Consider the following 16,911-nt stretch of genomic DNA (forward strand, 5'->3'; position numbering starts at 1 on the left):
CATAGTGTTTTTTAGTATAGCACAGATCACAAAAAAAATGAAGCTTTTTCCTTTCCCACTATGCGCTCTTCCCTTTCGTATTCCAACTCATTGCAATCCGTGCCTTCGAGGAGTACAATATGCGGGTGCAAACATAAAATACTTACCAGAACGCACAGGAAGAAAGGACGAAAGAACCATGAACAAGCTGAAATTGGATCATATTGGACTGAACGCTGCCAATAAAGGGGAGGCGCTGGTGCTGGCACAAACCTTTTGCCAATTGCTTGGCTGCTGCATTGATGAAAAGCCCGCCTCCGTATATGCTGGGCCCTCCATTGAAGTAATGGCCGGAGGCGGTCGGGGTACAAAAGGGCATCTGGGCTTTGCCACGGAGGATCTTCAGGGAACCATTGGTGAATTCAAGGCCAGAGGCATTTCCTTTGATGAAAGCTCAGGTAAATATACCTCTGAAGGCAAACTGCGTCTGATCTACCTCAAAGATGAACTGGCCGGTTTTGCCATCCATCTGATGGAGAAATAAATTCTGGCGGGAGACAACAAAAGATGAAACATATCTCTACTCTGCTGATCCAGCTGTGGAAAAAGCAGACTGTCCTGTGCATCGCGGGACTGGCGGCGCTGCTGTCTGCCTTCCCTGTTTCCTTTTCCCCTGCCGCTTTTGCTTCGGTAGATTTTCGGGTGCTGGGACTGCTGTTCTGTTTGATGTCGGTAGTTGCCGGGCTGCGGACCGCGGGCGTTTTTGAGTTTCTTTGCCGGGCGCTGGCGCAAAAAACCGCCACCAGCCGGGCGCTGGCACTGACACTGGTGCTGCTCTGCTTTTTCAGCTCCATGCTGGTAACCAACGACGTTTCCCTGCTCACCTTTGTTCCCTTTGCCATTTTGACGATGGAGCTTTCAGGACAGCAGAAGCATTTGCCCCTGGTCATCACCATGCAGACCATTGCCGCTAATCTGGGCAGTATGCTCACGCCGGTGGGAAATCCTCAAAACCTGTACCTGTATTCCAATTACGCAATGACGCCGGGTGAATTTTTCCCCGTGACGGTGCCCCTTACGTTGGCGGGACTGGTACTGGTCTGCGTGGGCTGTCTTGCCGTCCCCCAGCATCCCATTTCCTTCTCACTTCCCCAGCAGAAGGCGCCCGACCGTATCAAGCTGATTCGATACGGTCTGCTGTTCCTCCTTTGCCTTGGAACAGTGTTCCATTTGATTCCCTGGCAGGCGGTGGTGGCCGTAGTGATTGTGGTGATGCTTATCTGTGACCGCTCTCTCTTTTTGCGGGTAGACTATGGACTGCTGGTAACCTTTGTTTTCTTTTTCCTCTTTGTAGGAAATCTGGGACAGATGGAAACGGTGCGCAGCCTTCTTTCCAACCTGCTGACAGGACGGGAGTTGTGGGGAGGCATCCTCCTCAGCCAGGTCATCAGCAATGTTCCTGCCGCGGTGCTTCTTTCCGGCTTTACCGATTACGGCGCCGCTCTGTTGGCCGGAACCAATATCGGCGGCCTGGGGACACTGGTGGCTTCTCTGGCCAGCCTGATTTCCTATCGTCTGTACTGTGGTATCGAGGGCGCAAAGCCAGGACAATATCTTGGGATTTTTACAGCGGCCAATCTTCTCTGCCTGATCCCGATGACGCTGTCGGGGTGTTTGATCGTTTGAAATCCTGTCTGAAAGGAGCAGAATGATTGTGGAAGAAATCGAAAAGCTACAGCAAATGATTGATCAAAGCCGCCGCATCGTATTTTTCGGCGGTGCGGGGGTATCCACCGAAAGTGGCATTCCCGATTTCCGCAGTGAGGACGGACTGTATCATCAGCAGTATGACTGGCCCCCGGAAACCATCATCAGCCACAGCTTTTTTATGGCCCATCCAGAAGAGTTTTTCCGTTTTTACCGGGATAAAATGCTCTGGCCCCAGGCCAAACCCAATGCCGCTCACCTGTTCCTGGCACAGCTGGAGCAGTGCGGACGTCTTTGCGCTGTCATCACCCAAAACATTGACGGCCTGCATCAAATGGTCGGAAGCCGTCGTGTATTGGAGCTTCATGGTTCAGTCCATCGCAACTACTGCATGAACTGCCGTCGCTCCTATCCGCTGTCTGCCATCACAGACAGTGAATCCACCATTCCCCGGTGCAGCTGCGGCGGCATCATCAAACCGGATGTGGTGCTGTATGAGGAAAGCCTGGATGAGGATGTCCTGACCCAGTCCATCAACGCCCTGGAACAGGCAGATCTGGTGCTGGTTGGCGGCACTTCCCTGAATGTTTACCCTGCGGCCGGTCTGCTCCGGGTTTGCCGAGGAACATCTATCGTGCTGATCAACCGCTCCCCCACTCCTATGGATCAGAGAGCTTCTTTACTCATTTCCCAGCCCATCGGACAAGTATTCAGTCAGCTGCGGGCCACTTCTTTTTAATATACGGCAGTTTCCTCCAGCCAGGAATGGTCTGGTTTTCCTGCAGGCCGAGGAAAAAACTAAAAATTACATGATATTATATCGTCTTTGACGCTGACACACAGCAAAAAGAGCGGAGGCCGGAAAAACCGGTCTCCGCTCCTTCTATTGGAGGGAAAGTACAGGCACACCAAAGGATGCCAACTGTTCTTACTGGAGCAGCTGGAGCACGCCCTGAGGAACCTGGTTGGCCTGAGCCAGCATCGCCTGAGCGGACTGGATGAGGATGTTGTTCTTGGTGTAGGACATCATTTCCTCGGCCACGTCGGTGTCGCGGATGGTGGACTCAGCATCCTGGATGTTCTCCTGCATTACAGCCAGGTTGTTGATGGTGTGGTCCAGACGGTTCTGGGTAGCGCCCAGAGTACCACGGACATCGGAAACGTAGTTGATGGCTTCCTTGATCACTTCAACAGCAGCCTTAGCGCCAGCCTGGGTGGAGATGTCGATACCGCTGAGGCCCATGGAAGCAACGTGCATGTCCTTCACGCTAACCTCCAGCTGGTTGTAGCTGTCAGCAGTGTCGCCGATCTGGAGGGTCAGACCGCCGCCGGACGCCAGACCAGCGCCAGCAGTGCCGTCGTTACCCAGCTGATAGGTTGCGTCGTTGCCAGAGCCACCAGTCAGGAAAGCAGAACCCTTGATGGCACCATCAAAGGAGACAGTGACGCCGGCATTGCCCTCGCGGAGCAGAGCGTTGATCTCGGCAGCAGTGTACTCCTTGTCGGCATCCAGGTTCAGCGCCACATCGCCGTTGGTACCGGTAACAGCGCCCTCAGCAGTAGTATCAGTGTTGCTGATGGTGATGGTGCTGGTATTGACACCAGCCTTGTCAGCGGTGAAGACCAGATTGGCTTTGCCGCCGTCAACATTTGTCAGTTTGCCATTGTCTTTTGCGGTAGCATTGGTGGCGTCCTTAACCTCGGCAGCATTGACCTGGACAACATCGCCAGTACCTTTCGTCTCAATCTCGATATTCTTATCAATCTTGATGCTGAGGCCCTTGGCAGATTCGGGCAGGGTAGCATTCTTGATGATGTCATCGATATCAGCCTGAGTGATGGTACGGCCAGCCTCAGCTTTCAGAGACAGGGTAACATTGCCATTGGAATCCACACTGATTCCATCAGCGCCTGAATCGCCATTAACGGTCTTGATCGTTACGGTCTTGCCAGCCTCCAGGCCGGAGATCTCAAAATTCACCGCCGCCTTAAAGTTACCAGCGGTACCGCCAGTGTTGGCGGTAGAAGCTGCCTTCACACCAGTGGTGCCGCTGCCCAGAGAGCCGTCCAGCAGGTTGATGCCGTTGAAGTTGGTGGAATCGGCGATACGGTCGATTTCATCCTTCAGCTCAGAAACTTCCTTCTGCAGCTGCTCACGGTCTTTAGCATCATAGGTGCCGTTGGCGGACTGGTCAGCCAGCTCCACCATACGGTTGAGCATGTCATGAACCTCGGTCAGAGCACCTTCAGCGGTCTGCACCAGGGAGATACCGTCCTTGGCGTTCTTCTGAGCAACGTCCAGACCGGTGATCTGAGCGCGCATCTTCTCGCTGATGGCCAGACCGGCAGCGTCATCACCGGCACGGTTGATCTTGTAGCCGGAAGACAGCTTCTCCAGGTTCTTGGACAGAGCGCTGGTGTTGCTGGTGTAGTTGCGGTAGGCGTTCATCGCCATGATGTTGTTCTGAATACGCATGATTTTTTCCTCCTTGAAATATTTAGGATAAGTTCCATCTCATCCCTGCAGGCTTCGCCGCTTCCGCAGGCCTTCACGCAAGCTGTTCTGAAGCCTTACATTTCTTTTATCGTCCGTTTATCTGTAAAGATAAGGGGGAAAGAAAATATTTTTTTCTTTGGGGCATCAATTTTTTCTTTTGTCCTCAATCCATTCTTCTGTTTGTCTGAACCTGTAAAATTTTCTCACTTATTCTATACTATTCTGGCCACAAATCAGAATAGCAAAAGGGGATCGGATGGAATAATCCCCGATCCCCTTGCAGGCAGTCGCTTATTTCTGAACCGCCTGAAATTAATACTTGTCGCCGGAACGTATCATTTGCAGTTCTTTTTCATCAGAAGCAACTGCCACAGGAGTATAATCCGCACATGCAGAGCTGCTGATATTGAACTGGGCCAGCAGATTCTTCATTACGCCAGCCTGTCCGCTCAGCTCCTCGCTGGCTGCAGCGCTTTCCTCAGAAGTAGCAGAGTTGGTTTGAACCACGGAAGAAATCTGATCGATACCCACAGAAATCTGAGAGATAGAAGAAGCCTGCTCTTCAGAAGCATGGGCGATCTTCTCGATCATGTCCAGCATATCCTGCGCGGCGTTGGCCACTTCATTGAAGGCAGCATCGGTACGCTCCGCGATTTCCTCACCCTGAGAAACGTGCTGGAGGGAGTTTTTGATCAAATCAGTGGTTTCCTGGGCAGCGTTGGCAGATTTCTGGGCCAGGCTGCGCACTTCATCGGCTACCACGGCAAAGCCTTTACCAGCGTTACCGGCACGGGCAGCCTCCACCGCGGCGTTAAGGGCCAGAATATTGGTCTGGAAGGCAATGTCATCAATGACCTTGATAATGCTTTGAATGTTGTTGGAAGCGGTAGCAATATCCTGGATGGAGACCAGCAGCTGGCCCATCTCATTCTTACCCTTATTGACAATCTCCCGGGCGTTCTGACCCAGCTGGTCCGCCTTTCTGGAGAACTCCGCGGTGTCGGAAATGCGGCTGGAAATATCAGAAATGGAAGCAGACAGCTCCTCAATGCTGCTGGCCTGTTCTGTAGCGCCCTGGGCCAGTGCCTGAGCACCGTCAGCAACCTGGTCTGCACCGGCACTTACCTGAGAGGAAGCAGTTTCCAGCTCGGAGAGGATATCTCTCATCCTATCCTGGAAGTTTTCAATGGACTTCTGAATGCTGGCGAAATCACCAATAAACTGAACGGGGCAATGGCAGCCGAAGTTGCCCTTGGAAAACTCAGACATACCATAGTCAATGGCATCCACATACTTGGACAGTTCCTGGAAGGAAAAATTCAGCCGGTCGGCCAGCTCGCCAAACTCGTTGGCTCCTTCATAATCCACTGTAGTCTTCAGATCACCCTGAGACAGCTCGGAAGCAGCCTTCTGGATCTTGCTCACAGCCCCTGTGATCATCCGGGTGGTCTTGAACGCTACCAGCAGGCCGAAAATCAGCGCCACTACAAACACAACACCCAGTACCGCCATGAAGATCCGGAGCATGGCCATGGTGTGGTTCTCCTGGTTTACCCGCTCCTGCTCGGTAACAGCGTTAATCTCGTTGGCGATGCTGGCAAGCTGGCTCATTGCGGGGGAACACTGAGTCAAAATGGTCTGTGTAGCCAGCTCACGGTTTCCGCTGTCCAGCTGATCCATCACCTGAGTTGCAATGGAAAACCAGTTGTTGAAAGCAGTCTCATATTTTTGTGCCAAGCCATCCTCGGTGCCATGGGCCTTCTTAAAAACCTCAATCTGCGCCTGGATCTCTTCCATGCTTTCATTGATGTTGGCTTTCAGCTTGGCAGCATCATCAGCGTTTTCCGTAAGAGCCATTTCCCGCAGATCACGGGCAGCTATATTGGCCTCAATACGGCAGGTCTTTACAGCGCTGTCTGCAGCCAGAGTCTTGTTAACCAGCTCATCTGTATTGTTGCTGGTGTTCACCAGACCAAAGCAGCCCACAGCGGTAATGATTCCCGCCAGAACGATCAGCACAGAGAAAACCGTTAAAAGATATGGTTTTAATTTCATCTTATGAAACATGATGATTCTCCTTTTCTCTAAGATTATGAATTGAAAACAACATCAGCACAGCTTGTGATGAAACCCCGCAAACTTCAACCGTCAAAGTGTAAACCTCAGAAATTGGTATCCATCTCCGCTTCTCCGGCATCAATACATCATGAAAAGCTCACACAGATCCTTTCACAGAAAGACCACGAACTTCTGTTGTAATGAAGAGGAAAAAACATTTGTTATATACATAACACCAATGGTTCCCCATTTGCTGTATGATGATTTGCATTCCATTTCATTGTGTATCCGCTTCCCCTTCCGAACCGGAGGTTTTGGTCAGCCTTTTTCCTGAAGATATTTTGCCAGTTTGCGATCTTCAATTTTAATATGAGAAACAAGGATTCCCACCACTTGATTCAAAGACGCCAGCATTTTTACGCTTGGGCCTGTGGCCAGCAGCTCCCGGGTTGTCTCCTGGAGCTTTTTCTTATAGTTTTCATGAAAGTTTTTATGAGTTTCATAAAAAGGATAAGCAGCGCTTACCTGCAGCTTTTCCTCATCGCCGAAATGCCGGTTGACATACCGATTAAGAAAATCCGCTGTCTCTACCAGCTGATCACGTCCCTTGCCCTGGGCACAGGCATCAAAGAGCACATTGATGGCATCAAAAAGCTGCTGGTGCTCCTGGTCAATCAGTTTGTTTCCAGTGAGAAGGTCTTGAGTCAATTCATATTTCATTTTTTCTACTCCTCGTCTTTCCGTAAGTATAAAATAAAATCGCGCAGAGTATTTGATTAAATATTCCACGCTTATCTGTATCGGCCAGTTTGGAAGAAAAATAAGGGCTGAGAAAAAACTTCTCTCTCCCCTCATAAAGTCCCAACCCTTCAGCCCGCCTTCTTCCAAGAAGAAAAGGCAAATTTTTTCCAATATTCCCAGTTCAATTTCGTTTTCAGTGCAGGGGCTTGTCCTTACAATTTTGATGGAGCTCCTTTTTTGTTCTGCTTCTGCTCCGCTGCGCCCTAAAAAATTCATCTTTTGTTTTGTCCTGTGAAAATAGTTTTGAAAGCGAAAGGAAAATGGATGATGTTGTTTCGCTGAAGAAGGATTGGTAATGATAAATTACCGGTTTCAAGCGCTTATTTTTTCTGTAAACGTGACGATATGATAAGTGTTCGCTCATAAGTTTCGTTCCCAAGCGGATGGCAAGTATGTGCTTGAGCCGGGGATTGCTGCAATCGGGCATTTGATTTTATTTGAAATAAATCCAGTATGTTACCCTATCTCTTCAGCGCGTCAAAGGAGGATGCAGAATGTTTTCAGGGATTAAACCCATAGGAGTTGCCCCGCCTTCCGGGATCTCCTCCTACAATAGTTCCGTCTCTGCTGCGGAGCACACTAAAATCAGTCAGCAAAATTATGATCAGTTCCTCTGCGGCGCCCAGCCTGGCGGAGAAGAAGGGCGTATCAGAGAGACTGTTAACCAAATCTCCCAGAAAGCCCGTATTCGTCCTACCAATCATGAGCTTGCTCATTTGCAGCAACAGATCAAAAACGGCACCTACCAGCCCAACGCCCGTGAGATCGCGGCGAGGATGCTGATGAGCAATGTGCAGGAGGACTAAAAGATGATGGATGTTTCAGCACTTATCGAATTTCTGGAATCCCTGGATCGGGAAATCCATCTTCTTACCGAGCTGCAGTCTCAAAAGCTGGAAGCGGTGCACGCCCATGATCTGGAGCGGCTCAATGACTGCATCAAACAGGAACAGGCCATCTCCCTTTCCCTGCGGGGCATGGAGCAAAAACGCAGCAAGCTTCTGGCAGGGCTTGGATTATCCGGGGTGCCGCTGCGGGAGCTGTCCCAGAATTGTCCCCCGGAGCAGCGCGCCGCTGTTTCCACAGCGGTGGAAAGGCTGCTGCGGGACCGTCAGCTCCTTTCCAGCGCACAGGCAGCAGCCCGTACCGCCATGGAAAGAGACCTGCACATGATCAGCCGGGAACTGGAGCATCGGGGAATCCTTCCCGAAGCAGACCATCCTCTGGAACAAACGCCAGATGCTTTTTCCGGTATGGGACATACGAATCTTAGGGCTTAAGGAGGCTAATTCCGTTTATGAGTACATTCGGCACTTTCAATACAGCCCGTTTGGGTATTTACGCCGCCCAAAAGGGCCTGGATGTAACTGGCAACAACATCACCAACATCAACACCGTCGGTTACACCCGTCAGCGGCTGGATCAGGTGAGCCTGGTCACTACCGCCTCGGACAAATATTTTTCTCAGTATAAAACCCGTGTGGGACAGGGCGTCCTTACTACCGGTGTTTCTCAAATCCGGGATCCTGGTATGGATCTGCTGTACCGCAATTCCCAGGCAAATGTGGGAGCGGCGGATCAGAAGCTGGCAGGTCTGGAGGATCTGGCCTCCATTCTGGATGAGGTTGGAAAAGGTGACGGTGAACAGGATGACGGTGTGATCCTCAGCCGTCTCAATGATCTGCGGGATCTCATCAGTCAGGCTGTGACCAATGGTATTGATGGCTACAACAGTGAGATCCGCACTTCTGCCAGCTCCCTGTGCACACTTTTGAACAAATACGCAAACGATCTCTCCGAATTGAAAGAGACTTATGAAACCACCCTTGAGCAGGATGTTTCCAAAATCAATACCATTCTGGAACAAATCCAGGATCTGAATACTTCCATTCGGGACGCCGACATCCGGGGAGACGACGCGTTGGAGCTGCGTGACCAGAGAAACCTTTTGCTGGACCAGTTGAGCGGCTTTATGAAGATCGATGTCAAATACACCACGGAGGACGTTGGCGCCGGGCTGATGGTGGAAAAGCTGACGGTGTCTCTGGCCACAGGCAATCACAACACCCTGATTGATGGTGAGTATGGTACCCAACTGACGCTTCAGCCGGATGATCCAAACTATTCCATCAGTCTGGACGCGCTGCGGGATGAGGATGGAGAAAAGAAAAACCCCGGCGATCCTGACAGTGTCACTTTGGGCGATACCGATTTGTACGGATCTCTCCAGTCTTTGCGGGAGCTGCTTACCGAGCGGGGTGAATACGCCACCGATGCTGATGTGGCCATTGATCCCGATGCAGCCATTAAAAGAGGAATTCCCTACTATCAAAACGCCCTGGACAGCCTGGCACGGGAGTTTGCCAAGCAGATGAACGCACTGAACAATGTGGATGGCGCCGACATTCCCGGCGAGGGAAATCTGTTCAGTGTCAGCAGCAATTCCAATGATGTGGTTGACGCCAATGGCAATGGCATCACCGCCGCTAATATTGCCGTTTCCAAGGGCTGGTCAGATGGTTCCATCTCCATGATCGCCTCCAAGGATCCTTCCGCTTCTAGCGGTGATACCTCCAATCTGGCGGCCTTCCTGGATGTTTTCAATAAAACTCATTCTTTCAATCCCGATGATATCGTGGCCGGCGCTGTAGGCGGCACCTCCCCTTTCCGCGGATCTTTTGAGGATATGCTGCTGCGTATTGAATCCACATTGGCTGAGGACCAATCTTCCACTTCCGCTGTGTTGACCAACTATTCTGTTACAGCCAATGAAATCTATACTGCCCGGGACGGCGTCTCGGGAGTGGATCTCAATGACGAAGCTACTAACCTGATGGTTTACCAGAAGGCTTATACCGCTGCCTGCCGCTTGATGACGGTGCTGGATGAAGCGCTGAACACCCTGCTGGCTATATAACATTTTATCCTCAGTAATCAAAAGGCCTGAAGCTTTCCGGAGACGGAACCATTTCCTGACAAGCGCAGCAAAACCTTCCTGCACAGGAAATAATCTGGGAAAGCGGCAGGAAGACTTCCGGTTTTGGGAACACGTTTTGTTCCTTATCTACCGAGGATATACTTCATTTTTTGAAAGGTGAACCAGTATGATACGCGTTACAACAAACAGTTCTCTTTTTAATTATCGTTCCAATCTGATGCAGGTTACAAACAACCTCAATAACGCTATGACCACCGTTATGACCCGGCGGAATTTCGATACCTATGCGTCCGACCCTGCGGCTGCCACCCGTGCTTTTAAAATCCACAGCTCTCTGAATGCCACTCAGGCCCAGTACAACAATAACAAGACGGTTACCAGCAAATTTGAGACTGCCTGGAGCACAATAGAAGGCATCCTGGATGATCTGACCAACAAGTTGGGCAGTGTTCCTGCTCTGGAGGGCCTTAACGGCACCAATCTGGACGATCTGGACACACAGGCTCAGGTGCTGCGTGCAGGCGCGGAAGCCATTGTCCAGAGCATGAACGGCAAATATGGTCAAGATTACATTTTTGCCGGTTCTGATAATCAAAACGCGCCCTTCGCCATTAAGGATGGACATGTAACCTATCGCGGCATTGCAGTGGATGACGCCACCTCCCTCAATGAAATCTACCACGACCCCAAAACCGGAGAACCCATGCTGGACAGCGATGGAAAGGAAATGACCAACGCCCAGGTGCTGGATGTTTGGGCCAAGGATGATCCCCTGTACGCGGATATCGGTTTGGGCTTTGAACTGGACAGCAACGGCAAAGTGATCGATTCAACCGCTTTCGATTCCTCCATTCCCGGAATTTCTATTCTTGGATACGGAGTTGACGAGGATGGAGACCCCAAAAATCTGGCGTCCATCATGCTCCATCTGGCTGATACCTTTGAAAATTATCAGCCTGGCGCTTCTGATCCCTGGGGCGGCAGTTCTGAACTTGCCAACCGTCTGGTAAAGAAGTTTGCTGATTCCAGAGAAAATATGATCAACGCCCACTCCGACCTGGACGCGAGAGTTACCTTTTTGAACAACAATGAATCTCAGCTGGAATCCACATTTGACGCTTTGAACACCGAACGCAGCAGCATTGAAGATGTGGACGCTGTAGAAGCAATCGAAGCGCTGGTATGGGCTCAAACCTGCTATAACGCTGCCCTGCAGGTTGGCTCCAACGTCATTCCCCAATCACTGATGGATTATTTGAAATAAATTTTGCAATCATTTATAATTAAGTTGGCTAAAAGGAGTATCCTGAGATGTATCCGCTGATAGAAATCCAAACTGTTCCCATTGAAATCCGCATGAAGGTGACCGACGCAAAGTTGGAATATGCCAGAGGCAGTGCACAAATGGAGATTTCCCGGGATAAAGGAGGACTTCATATCCGCAGTCAACCCATCCGGGTCAATATTGATACTTTTGAGGCTCGCAGCTCTGTGGTCCCCACCACTGCGCAGCTGATCCGCAAAAATGCCCAAGCCGGTACCCAGGCCTCCTATCAGGCCACCGCTGTACTGTCCCGGGAGGGCCGGATGATGATGGAAGCCAAAATCGGCGAAAATGTGATTGCTCAATTGGCCAGGGAAACTACCCTTCCCGATCCCGCGCAGCTGAACATTCAGTTTCTTCCCAATGCTCCGGCTGACATCTCCTGGACCGGCGGGGAACTGGATATCCAGTATGAAATGGATAAGCTGAACTTTGACTGGCGTATGGAACAGATGGAGTTTACCTTTGTTCCGGGAGACATTGAATTTACTGTAACTCAACGTCCGGATGTGATTGTGAAATATGTGGGCGGCCCCCTGTATGTTCCGCCGTCCTCAGATCCCGACTACGAACCCATTGATGTAAAAGCCTGAGAGGAGGAATCTCTTTGGAGCTGAAAACCAAATATTTTGGTCCCATCGAATACACACCGCAGGATATTCTCTCCTTTCCCAACGGGTTATTTGGATTTGAAACAGAAAATGAGTTTCTGCCTCTGCCCTTCGATGGAAGCGGCGGTGATCTTATCTGCTTCCAAAGTGTACGCACACCGGAGCTTTCCTTTGTTGCCATGAATCCTTTCTCCCTGGACCCTTCCTATACTCCTGTGCTCTCCCCTGAGGAGCTGAAATTTATGGGAGTGGAAAAAAGCGAAGAGCTTTGTTATTATGTTCTTTGCGCAGTCCGTGAACCAGTGAGTGAAAGCACCCTGAATCTGCGGTGCCCTGTGGTGGTTCATCCCCAGCGAAAAATCGCGGTGCAGGTGATTTTGGAGGATACTCCTTACCATATGCGTCACCGTCTGGGAGATTTTTCGGCGGGAGGTGACGCTCAGTCATGCTGATCCTTCGCCGAAAAGTAGGAGAAGCTTTTCTGATTGGAGATCAAATCAGTATCACCATTTTAGACGCTGATGCCGGAGGTACTGTGAGCATCGGTATCGACGCTCCCAAAAACCTGCTGATTCTCCGCAGTGAATTACAGCAGGCTGTGTCTGCCAACCAGGATTCTGCTCTCTCCCCCGCTTCCCTCCAGGAGATGGAGAGCTTGGAAAATGCTTTGCTCAAAAGTCTGGCTCAAGCAAAGCAGCCCCCCAAAGAACCATAACCAAAACGTCTTTCCCCTACTATATGACTATTTAAAAACGCGGAACCTGTTTTTCCTGACAGGCTGCCGCGTTTTTGTTTTTAGAATATAATTTCGGACACTAAAGCAATCTGAAAATCCATCCGACTGAAAAACACTGACTTTTGTTTCACTTGCTTTTTTCATCATAAGAGCCAAAGAATAAAAAAATGCTGTCGTTCTTATCCCTTGTAACTCCATAACCCTCTTCCCTTCCAATCAGAATCCGGCAAAGCTGGCAGCTTAGCTTGAGGAACCCTCAGCAAAATGTGACTTTGATAAAACTTGCAAGAAAATTTCTGCTCTCGCATTCTCGTTCTCCAGCCATAAAGGAACAAACATTGTTTTGAGGAACTTTTTTCCTCCCCAATCACTTGCCTGTTGGCAAATCATTTCTCCCAAAGCTTGAAGCTGAAGCTTTTGACAGGAGGCTTCCTCCAGAGCAGCAGGTGGTTTCTATTTATAAAAAACGGGAAAGCAGCTGTGTGATGCTTTCCCGTTTTCCATATTCATAATGAAGCTTTTCTTACCGTTCCTCGCGGAAATAATTCAGTCCCAAAGCTGCCGGCAATCCGCTTCCCTCCCGTTTGCGGATGGAAGTAGCAACCAGCACAATGGCTGTGATGATAAAGGGAAGCGCCTGGTACAGCTGAGAAGGCACCGCTGCCAGCCAGCCCAGTGAATCCGGAAAGGCCGCTGCCAAACTGCTGCCGGAAACCCGCAGGGTATTGAAAAAGCCAAATACAAAGGTTCCCAAAATCGCCATAACAGGATTCCAGTTGGCAAAAATGACCAGCGCCACAGCAATCCAGCCGTAACCGCTGATCCAGCAGCTGCTGGAAAAGGAACCGCTCATATTCAGACCCATGTAATAACCGCCGATTCCCATAATGCCACAGCCCAGGCAGATGTGAATATACTTGTACCGTTTGATGTTGATACCAACCGAATCAGCCGCGCCGGGATTCTCTCCCACTGCCCGCAGCCGCAGACCGGTGCGGGTTCCCCGCAGGTACCACCACATCACAATGGCGATCACAACCGCCAGGTAAACCAGCAGATTATGGGTAAACAATCCTTTGCCCACCAACGGCAGCTGAGAAAGAAATGGAATCGGGATATCAGCAAAGCCGTTCTTGATGTTGGCATAATCGTTCATGGCAGGCCAGCTGATGGCCTTCACGCCATTGCCCACAAAGAAATAAACGCCCAAGCCGAAGGTGGTCAGGGTCAGACCGGTGATATTCTGATTTGCCTGGAGAGACACTGTCAGCGCGGCAAACAACAGACCGCACAGCGCACCTGCCAGAAAAGCCACCAGAATTCCCACAGCCAGACTGTTGGCATAGCAGCCGACGATATACCCGAAAATAGCGCCCACTGCCATAATACCTTCCACGCCCAGATTGAGGCTGCCGGATTTTTCTACCAAAATCTCTCCCACGGTGCCGTACAGCAGAGGGATATTGTAAACAACGATATTGTGAACAAAGGTGGTTACAACGCCCAATTTATCCATTTCCATTGTTCTTTCCCTCCTTTTTTACAGGCAGTACCTGGAACCGGGTGCAGAAATCCGCCGCCAGCACCAAAAACAGGATCGCACCCTGAAGCATATTGGCAAAGCTGGAATCTACCTGGGAGAAGGTAGCTGCCGCCACGTCAGAACCGTAATGAAGCATACTGATGAGTGCGGAAACGATGAAGATGGCCAAAGTATTCAGCTGGGAAAGCCAGGCGACGATGATACCGGTCCAGCCCACATCATCGGTGATATTGGTGGAAAGGATACCGGCAGTTCCCACCTTGAAGGCTGCCGCCAGACCGATGAGACAAGCGGAAAGAAATACGGTGCGCAGAACGATCTTTCCTACCTTCATACCAGCATAATGGGCTGTTCCGGTACTGTCTCCCACTACAGCGATCTCATAGCCCTGTTTGGTATATTTAAGATAAATGAATACCAGCACACCCACCACAAGGGTAAGGATCACACAGATATTCAGGCCAAATTTTCCAATGGGGATTTTGGGGAAGGAAGCCAGGTTGGCAAAACGGCCGAAAATAGGCCGTACCGAGGTGGGGTCCAGATAAAAGTTCCAGTCCGCTTTGGTATCCTCCAGGAACGTAATGAAGTACAGCGCAATGTAGTTGAGCATCAGGGTCATCAGCGTTTCATTGGTACCGAACTTCACCTTGAGGGCGGCGGCGATCAGTCCGTAAAGTCCAGCCGCCAGCATTCCTGCCAGACACATCAGCACCAGCGTCAGGCCCTCTCCCACAACGGGTCCCAGTTTGAAGGCCACTGTTGCCGCGGCCACCGCTCCCAGAATAAACTGACCTTCGCCGCCGATGTTCCAGAAGCGCATCCGGAAAGCCAGGGACAGCGCCACCGAGGTCAGCGCCAGAGGAGCGAACACTTTGAGATAGTTTTCAAAAGCCTTGTAAGCGATCTTGTTGCCCACCATACCCATGGTGAACATCCGGCCGTAATAAGCCAGAGGATTGACGCCCATAGCCAGCAGCAGACATCCGCCCAACACCAGGGCCGCCGCCACCGCCAGAGCATACATCCCCAACTTTTTCCACAGGGGACAGTTCTCCCGCTTGACCACATGAAAGCGCATGGTCACTCCTCCTTTCCAGCGGCGGTATCCGGGGCGAAATTGGTATCCCGGGCAATACCCGCCGGCTTGTCCTCGTACTTATTGGTCAGGTCCAGAGCGCCGGTCATCATCATGCCCAGCTCCTCCTTGGTGGTCTTGTGGGCATGGACCACACCCATCACCCGGCCATAGCACAGCACCAGGATCTTGTCGCAGAGGGCCATCATGACATCCAGATCCTCACCCACAAACAGGATGCCCACCCCATCCTTCTTCTGCTGGTTGAGGATATTGTAAATGGCATAGGAAGAATTGATGTCCAGACCCCGCACCGGATAGGCAGTCACAATCACATTGGGCCCTGCCTTGATCTCCCGGCCCAACAGCACCTTCTGGACGTTACCGCCGGAAAGGCGGCGCACCGGCGTTTCCGCCGAAGGGGTGACGATCCCCAGCTCCTTGATGACATGGTCCGCGTCGGCTCGTCCCGCCTTCCGGTCCACAAAGGGACCTTTGCTGTCCCGGTAGTTTTTCAGGATCATGTTATCAACAATGGACAGAGAAGGAGCCAGTCCCATTCCCAAACGATCCTCCGGAATAAATGACATGGCAATGCCCTTTTCAATAATGGCTTTGGGGCTCAGGCCCACAATATTATCGCCCTTGTGGATCATCTGTCCGCTCTCAATGGGCCGCAAACCGGCAATCGCCTCGCACAGCTCCTTTTGTCCGCAGCCGGCGATGCCTGCCACACCCAGGATTTCTCCGCCCCGGATGTAAAAATTCACATGGTCGATGGCCACCGCGCCTTCATCATTGCGGATGGTCAGATCCCGGATCTCCAGCAATGGCCGTGTCTTTTCCACCATCGGCCGCTCAATATTCAGGTCTACCTTATGGCCCACCATATATTCTGTCAGCTGCTGCTCGTTGGTTCCGGCAGTATCCACCGTGCCAATATACTCCCCTTTGCGGAGGATGGCCACCCGGTCGGAGATCTCCAGCACCTCATTGAGCTTATGGGTGATGATGATAATGGAATGTCCCTCCGCCTTCATCCGGCGCAGCACCTCAAAAAGCTTGGCGATTTCCTGCACCGTCAGAACCGCGGTGGGCTCGTCCAGAATGATCACCTTGGCTCCATAATACAGCACCTTGATGATCTCCAGGGTCTGCTTCTCCGAAACCGCCATATTGCGGACCTTTTTCCGGGGATCAATGTCAAAACCGAACTTTTTGGCTACCTCCCCGATTTGGTTGTACCGGTCCTTCTTCAGCAGAAAGCCTGCCTTTTCCTGTCCCATCCAGATGTTGTCCGCTGCGGAAAAGACATCCACCAGTTTGAAATGCTGATGAACCATACCGATGCCCAAACGCTTGGCATCCTCAGGGGAATCAATGGAAACCGCTTTCCCCTCCACCAGAATCTCACCCCGGTCCGGCTTATAGATTCCTGAAAGCATATTCATCAGGGTGGTCTTACCAGAACCATTCTCTCCCAGCAGCGCCAAAATCTCTCCCTGACGCACGCCGAGATTTACATCCTTATTGGCCACCACGCTGCCGAAGGTCTTGGTAATCCCCCTCATTTCGACGGCATACTGTTCCGCCATGAAATCCCCTCCTCCTGCTTGAGATATGGATACACGAGATAGAC

General features: G+C 51.1%; 16 protein-coding genes. 10 read left to right on the forward strand and 6 right to left on the reverse strand.

The genetic code is table 11. The annotated features are described in order from the left end of the window. Nucleotides 1-178: 178 nt before the first annotated feature. From BQ5383_RS16865 to BQ5383_RS16875, 3 genes are read left to right on the forward strand one after another with little or no spacing between them, the layout of a single operon-like run. Complete coding sequence (locus BQ5383_RS16865) at nucleotides 179-523, forward strand: VOC family protein (RefSeq protein ID WP_071433936.1); 345 nt, start codon at nucleotides 179-181, stop codon at nucleotides 521-523. Nucleotides 524-546: 23 nt separating this feature from the next. Next, the gene (locus tag BQ5383_RS16870) at nucleotides 547-1,665 is read left to right on the forward strand and encodes an SLC13 family permease (RefSeq protein ID WP_071433938.1); all 1,119 of its coding nucleotides are present in this window, start codon (nucleotides 547-549) and stop codon (nucleotides 1,663-1,665) included. Between the two features lie 28 nt (nucleotides 1,666-1,693). Beyond that, nucleotides 1,694-2,425, forward strand: coding sequence for an NAD-dependent protein deacylase (locus BQ5383_RS16875; RefSeq protein WP_071435212.1), 732 nt, complete (start codon nucleotides 1,694-1,696; stop codon nucleotides 2,423-2,425). A 189-nt stretch (nucleotides 2,426-2,614) separates the two neighbouring features. Here BQ5383_RS16875 and BQ5383_RS21820 read toward each other — a convergent pair whose 3' ends face one another. From BQ5383_RS21820 to BQ5383_RS21685, 3 genes are all read right to left on the reverse strand, one after another. Then, nucleotides 2,615-4,162 carry a flagellin N-terminal helical domain-containing protein gene (locus tag BQ5383_RS21820; RefSeq protein WP_071433940.1) on the reverse strand — a complete coding sequence of 516 codons (1,548 nt, stop codon included), beginning with the start codon at nucleotides 4,160-4,162 and terminating at the stop codon, nucleotides 2,615-2,617. Between the two features lie 333 nt (nucleotides 4,163-4,495). Then, nucleotides 4,496-6,250 (reverse strand): methyl-accepting chemotaxis protein, encoded by a 1,755-nt coding sequence (locus tag BQ5383_RS16885; protein WP_071433942.1) that lies wholly within the window; start codon nucleotides 6,248-6,250, stop codon nucleotides 4,496-4,498. Between the two features lie 309 nt (nucleotides 6,251-6,559). Further along, the gene (locus BQ5383_RS21685) at nucleotides 6,560-7,258 is read right to left on the reverse strand and encodes a bacteriohemerythrin (protein ID WP_235822006.1); all 699 of its coding nucleotides are present in this window, start codon (nucleotides 7,256-7,258) and stop codon (nucleotides 6,560-6,562) included. A gap of 278 nt (nucleotides 7,259-7,536) precedes the next feature. Between BQ5383_RS21685 and BQ5383_RS16895 the strand changes: the two genes are divergently transcribed. From BQ5383_RS16895 to BQ5383_RS16925, 7 genes are all read left to right on the forward strand, one after another. After that, the gene (locus tag BQ5383_RS16895; protein ID WP_071433946.1) at nucleotides 7,537-7,848 is read left to right on the forward strand and encodes a flagellar biosynthesis anti-sigma factor FlgM; all 312 of its coding nucleotides are present in this window, start codon (nucleotides 7,537-7,539) and stop codon (nucleotides 7,846-7,848) included. Between the two features lie 3 nt (nucleotides 7,849-7,851). Beyond that, nucleotides 7,852-8,322 carry a flagellar export chaperone FlgN gene (gene flgN, locus BQ5383_RS16900; RefSeq protein ID WP_083390038.1) on the forward strand — a complete coding sequence of 157 codons (471 nt, stop codon included), beginning with the start codon at nucleotides 7,852-7,854 and terminating at the stop codon, nucleotides 8,320-8,322. Nucleotides 8,323-8,339: 17 nt separating this feature from the next. Beyond that, nucleotides 8,340-9,959 carry a flagellar hook-associated protein FlgK gene (flgK, locus tag BQ5383_RS16905; RefSeq protein WP_071433948.1) on the forward strand — a complete coding sequence of 540 codons (1,620 nt, stop codon included), beginning with the start codon at nucleotides 8,340-8,342 and terminating at the stop codon, nucleotides 9,957-9,959. 187 nt (nucleotides 9,960-10,146) lie between these two features. Beyond that, complete coding sequence (locus BQ5383_RS16910; protein WP_071433951.1) at nucleotides 10,147-11,244, forward strand: hypothetical protein; 1,098 nt, start codon at nucleotides 10,147-10,149, stop codon at nucleotides 11,242-11,244. Nucleotides 11,245-11,291: 47 nt separating this feature from the next. After that, entirely contained in the window at nucleotides 11,292-11,897 is a 606-nt protein-coding gene (locus BQ5383_RS16915) for a DUF6470 family protein (RefSeq protein WP_071433953.1), read from the forward strand. A 14-nt stretch (nucleotides 11,898-11,911) separates the two neighbouring features. Further along, nucleotides 11,912-12,367 carry a flagellar assembly protein FliW gene (gene fliW, locus BQ5383_RS16920; RefSeq protein WP_071433955.1) on the forward strand — a complete coding sequence of 152 codons (456 nt, stop codon included), beginning with the start codon at nucleotides 11,912-11,914 and terminating at the stop codon, nucleotides 12,365-12,367. Next, the gene (locus tag BQ5383_RS16925) at nucleotides 12,361-12,630 is read left to right on the forward strand and encodes a carbon storage regulator (RefSeq protein WP_071433957.1); all 270 of its coding nucleotides are present in this window, start codon (nucleotides 12,361-12,363) and stop codon (nucleotides 12,628-12,630) included. The genes fliW and BQ5383_RS16925 overlap by 7 nt, the downstream gene beginning before the upstream one ends. Before the next feature lie 544 nt (nucleotides 12,631-13,174). Here the strand turns inward: BQ5383_RS16925 and BQ5383_RS16930 are convergent. The 3 genes from BQ5383_RS16930 to BQ5383_RS16940 are packed head-to-tail and all read right to left on the reverse strand — an operon-like array spanning nucleotide 13,175 to nucleotide 16,867. Next, nucleotides 13,175-14,173, reverse strand: a complete 999-nt coding sequence (locus BQ5383_RS16930) for an ABC transporter permease (RefSeq protein WP_071433959.1) — start codon at nucleotides 14,171-14,173, stop codon at nucleotides 13,175-13,177. Further along, nucleotides 14,160-15,275: an ABC transporter permease gene (locus tag BQ5383_RS16935; protein ID WP_071433961.1), complete on the reverse strand. Its 1,116-nt coding sequence runs from the start codon at nucleotides 15,273-15,275 to the stop codon at nucleotides 14,160-14,162. The genes BQ5383_RS16930 and BQ5383_RS16935 overlap by 14 nt, the downstream gene beginning before the upstream one ends. Nucleotides 15,276-15,277: 2 nt before the next feature. Next, on the reverse strand, nucleotides 15,278-16,867 hold the full coding sequence (locus tag BQ5383_RS16940) for an ABC transporter ATP-binding protein (protein ID WP_071433963.1): 1,590 nt from the start codon (nucleotides 16,865-16,867) through the stop codon (nucleotides 15,278-15,280). Nucleotides 16,868-16,911: the final 44 nt, after the last annotated feature.

The sequence above is a fragment of the Angelakisella massiliensis genome (assembly GCF_900104675.1).
GTDB classification, from domain to species: domain Bacteria; phylum Bacillota; class Clostridia; order Oscillospirales; family Ruminococcaceae; genus Angelakisella; species Angelakisella massiliensis.

Bases quoted from the DNA above. Each gene is read 5' to 3' on its own strand.
- BQ5383_RS16885 (WP_071433942.1), bottom strand. From the start codon at position 6,250: ATGTTTCATAAGATGAAATTAAAACCATATCTTTTAACGGTTTTCTCT.
- BQ5383_RS16870 (WP_071433938.1), top strand. From the start codon at position 547: ATGAAACATATCTCTACTCTGCTGATCCAGCTGTGGAAAAAGCAGACT.
- BQ5383_RS21820 (WP_071433940.1), bottom strand. From the start codon at position 4,162: ATGCGTATTCAGAACAACATCATGGCGATGAACGCCTACCGCAACTAC.
- BQ5383_RS16910 (WP_071433951.1), top strand. From the start codon at position 10,147: ATGATACGCGTTACAACAAACAGTTCTCTTTTTAATTATCGTTCCAAT.
- BQ5383_RS16935 (WP_071433961.1), bottom strand. From the start codon at position 15,275: ATGCGCTTTCATGTGGTCAAGCGGGAGAACTGTCCCCTGTGGAAAAAG.
- BQ5383_RS16940 (WP_071433963.1), bottom strand. From the start codon at position 16,867: ATGGCGGAACAGTATGCCGTCGAAATGAGGGGGATTACCAAGACCTTC.
- flgK (WP_071433948.1), top strand. From the start codon at position 8,340: ATGAGTACATTCGGCACTTTCAATACAGCCCGTTTGGGTATTTACGCC.
- BQ5383_RS16915 (WP_071433953.1), top strand. From the start codon at position 11,292: ATGTATCCGCTGATAGAAATCCAAACTGTTCCCATTGAAATCCGCATG.
- BQ5383_RS16930 (WP_071433959.1), bottom strand. From the start codon at position 14,173: ATGGAAATGGATAAATTGGGCGTTGTAACCACCTTTGTTCACAATATC.
- BQ5383_RS16925 (WP_071433957.1), top strand. From the start codon at position 12,361: ATGCTGATCCTTCGCCGAAAAGTAGGAGAAGCTTTTCTGATTGGAGAT.
- BQ5383_RS21685 (WP_235822006.1), bottom strand. From the start codon at position 7,258: ATGAATTTTTTAGGGCGCAGCGGAGCAGAAGCAGAACAAAAAAGGAGC.
- flgN (WP_083390038.1), top strand. From the start codon at position 7,852: ATGATGGATGTTTCAGCACTTATCGAATTTCTGGAATCCCTGGATCGG.
- BQ5383_RS16895 (WP_071433946.1), top strand. From the start codon at position 7,537: ATGTTTTCAGGGATTAAACCCATAGGAGTTGCCCCGCCTTCCGGGATC.
- BQ5383_RS16865 (WP_071433936.1), top strand. From the start codon at position 179: ATGAACAAGCTGAAATTGGATCATATTGGACTGAACGCTGCCAATAAA.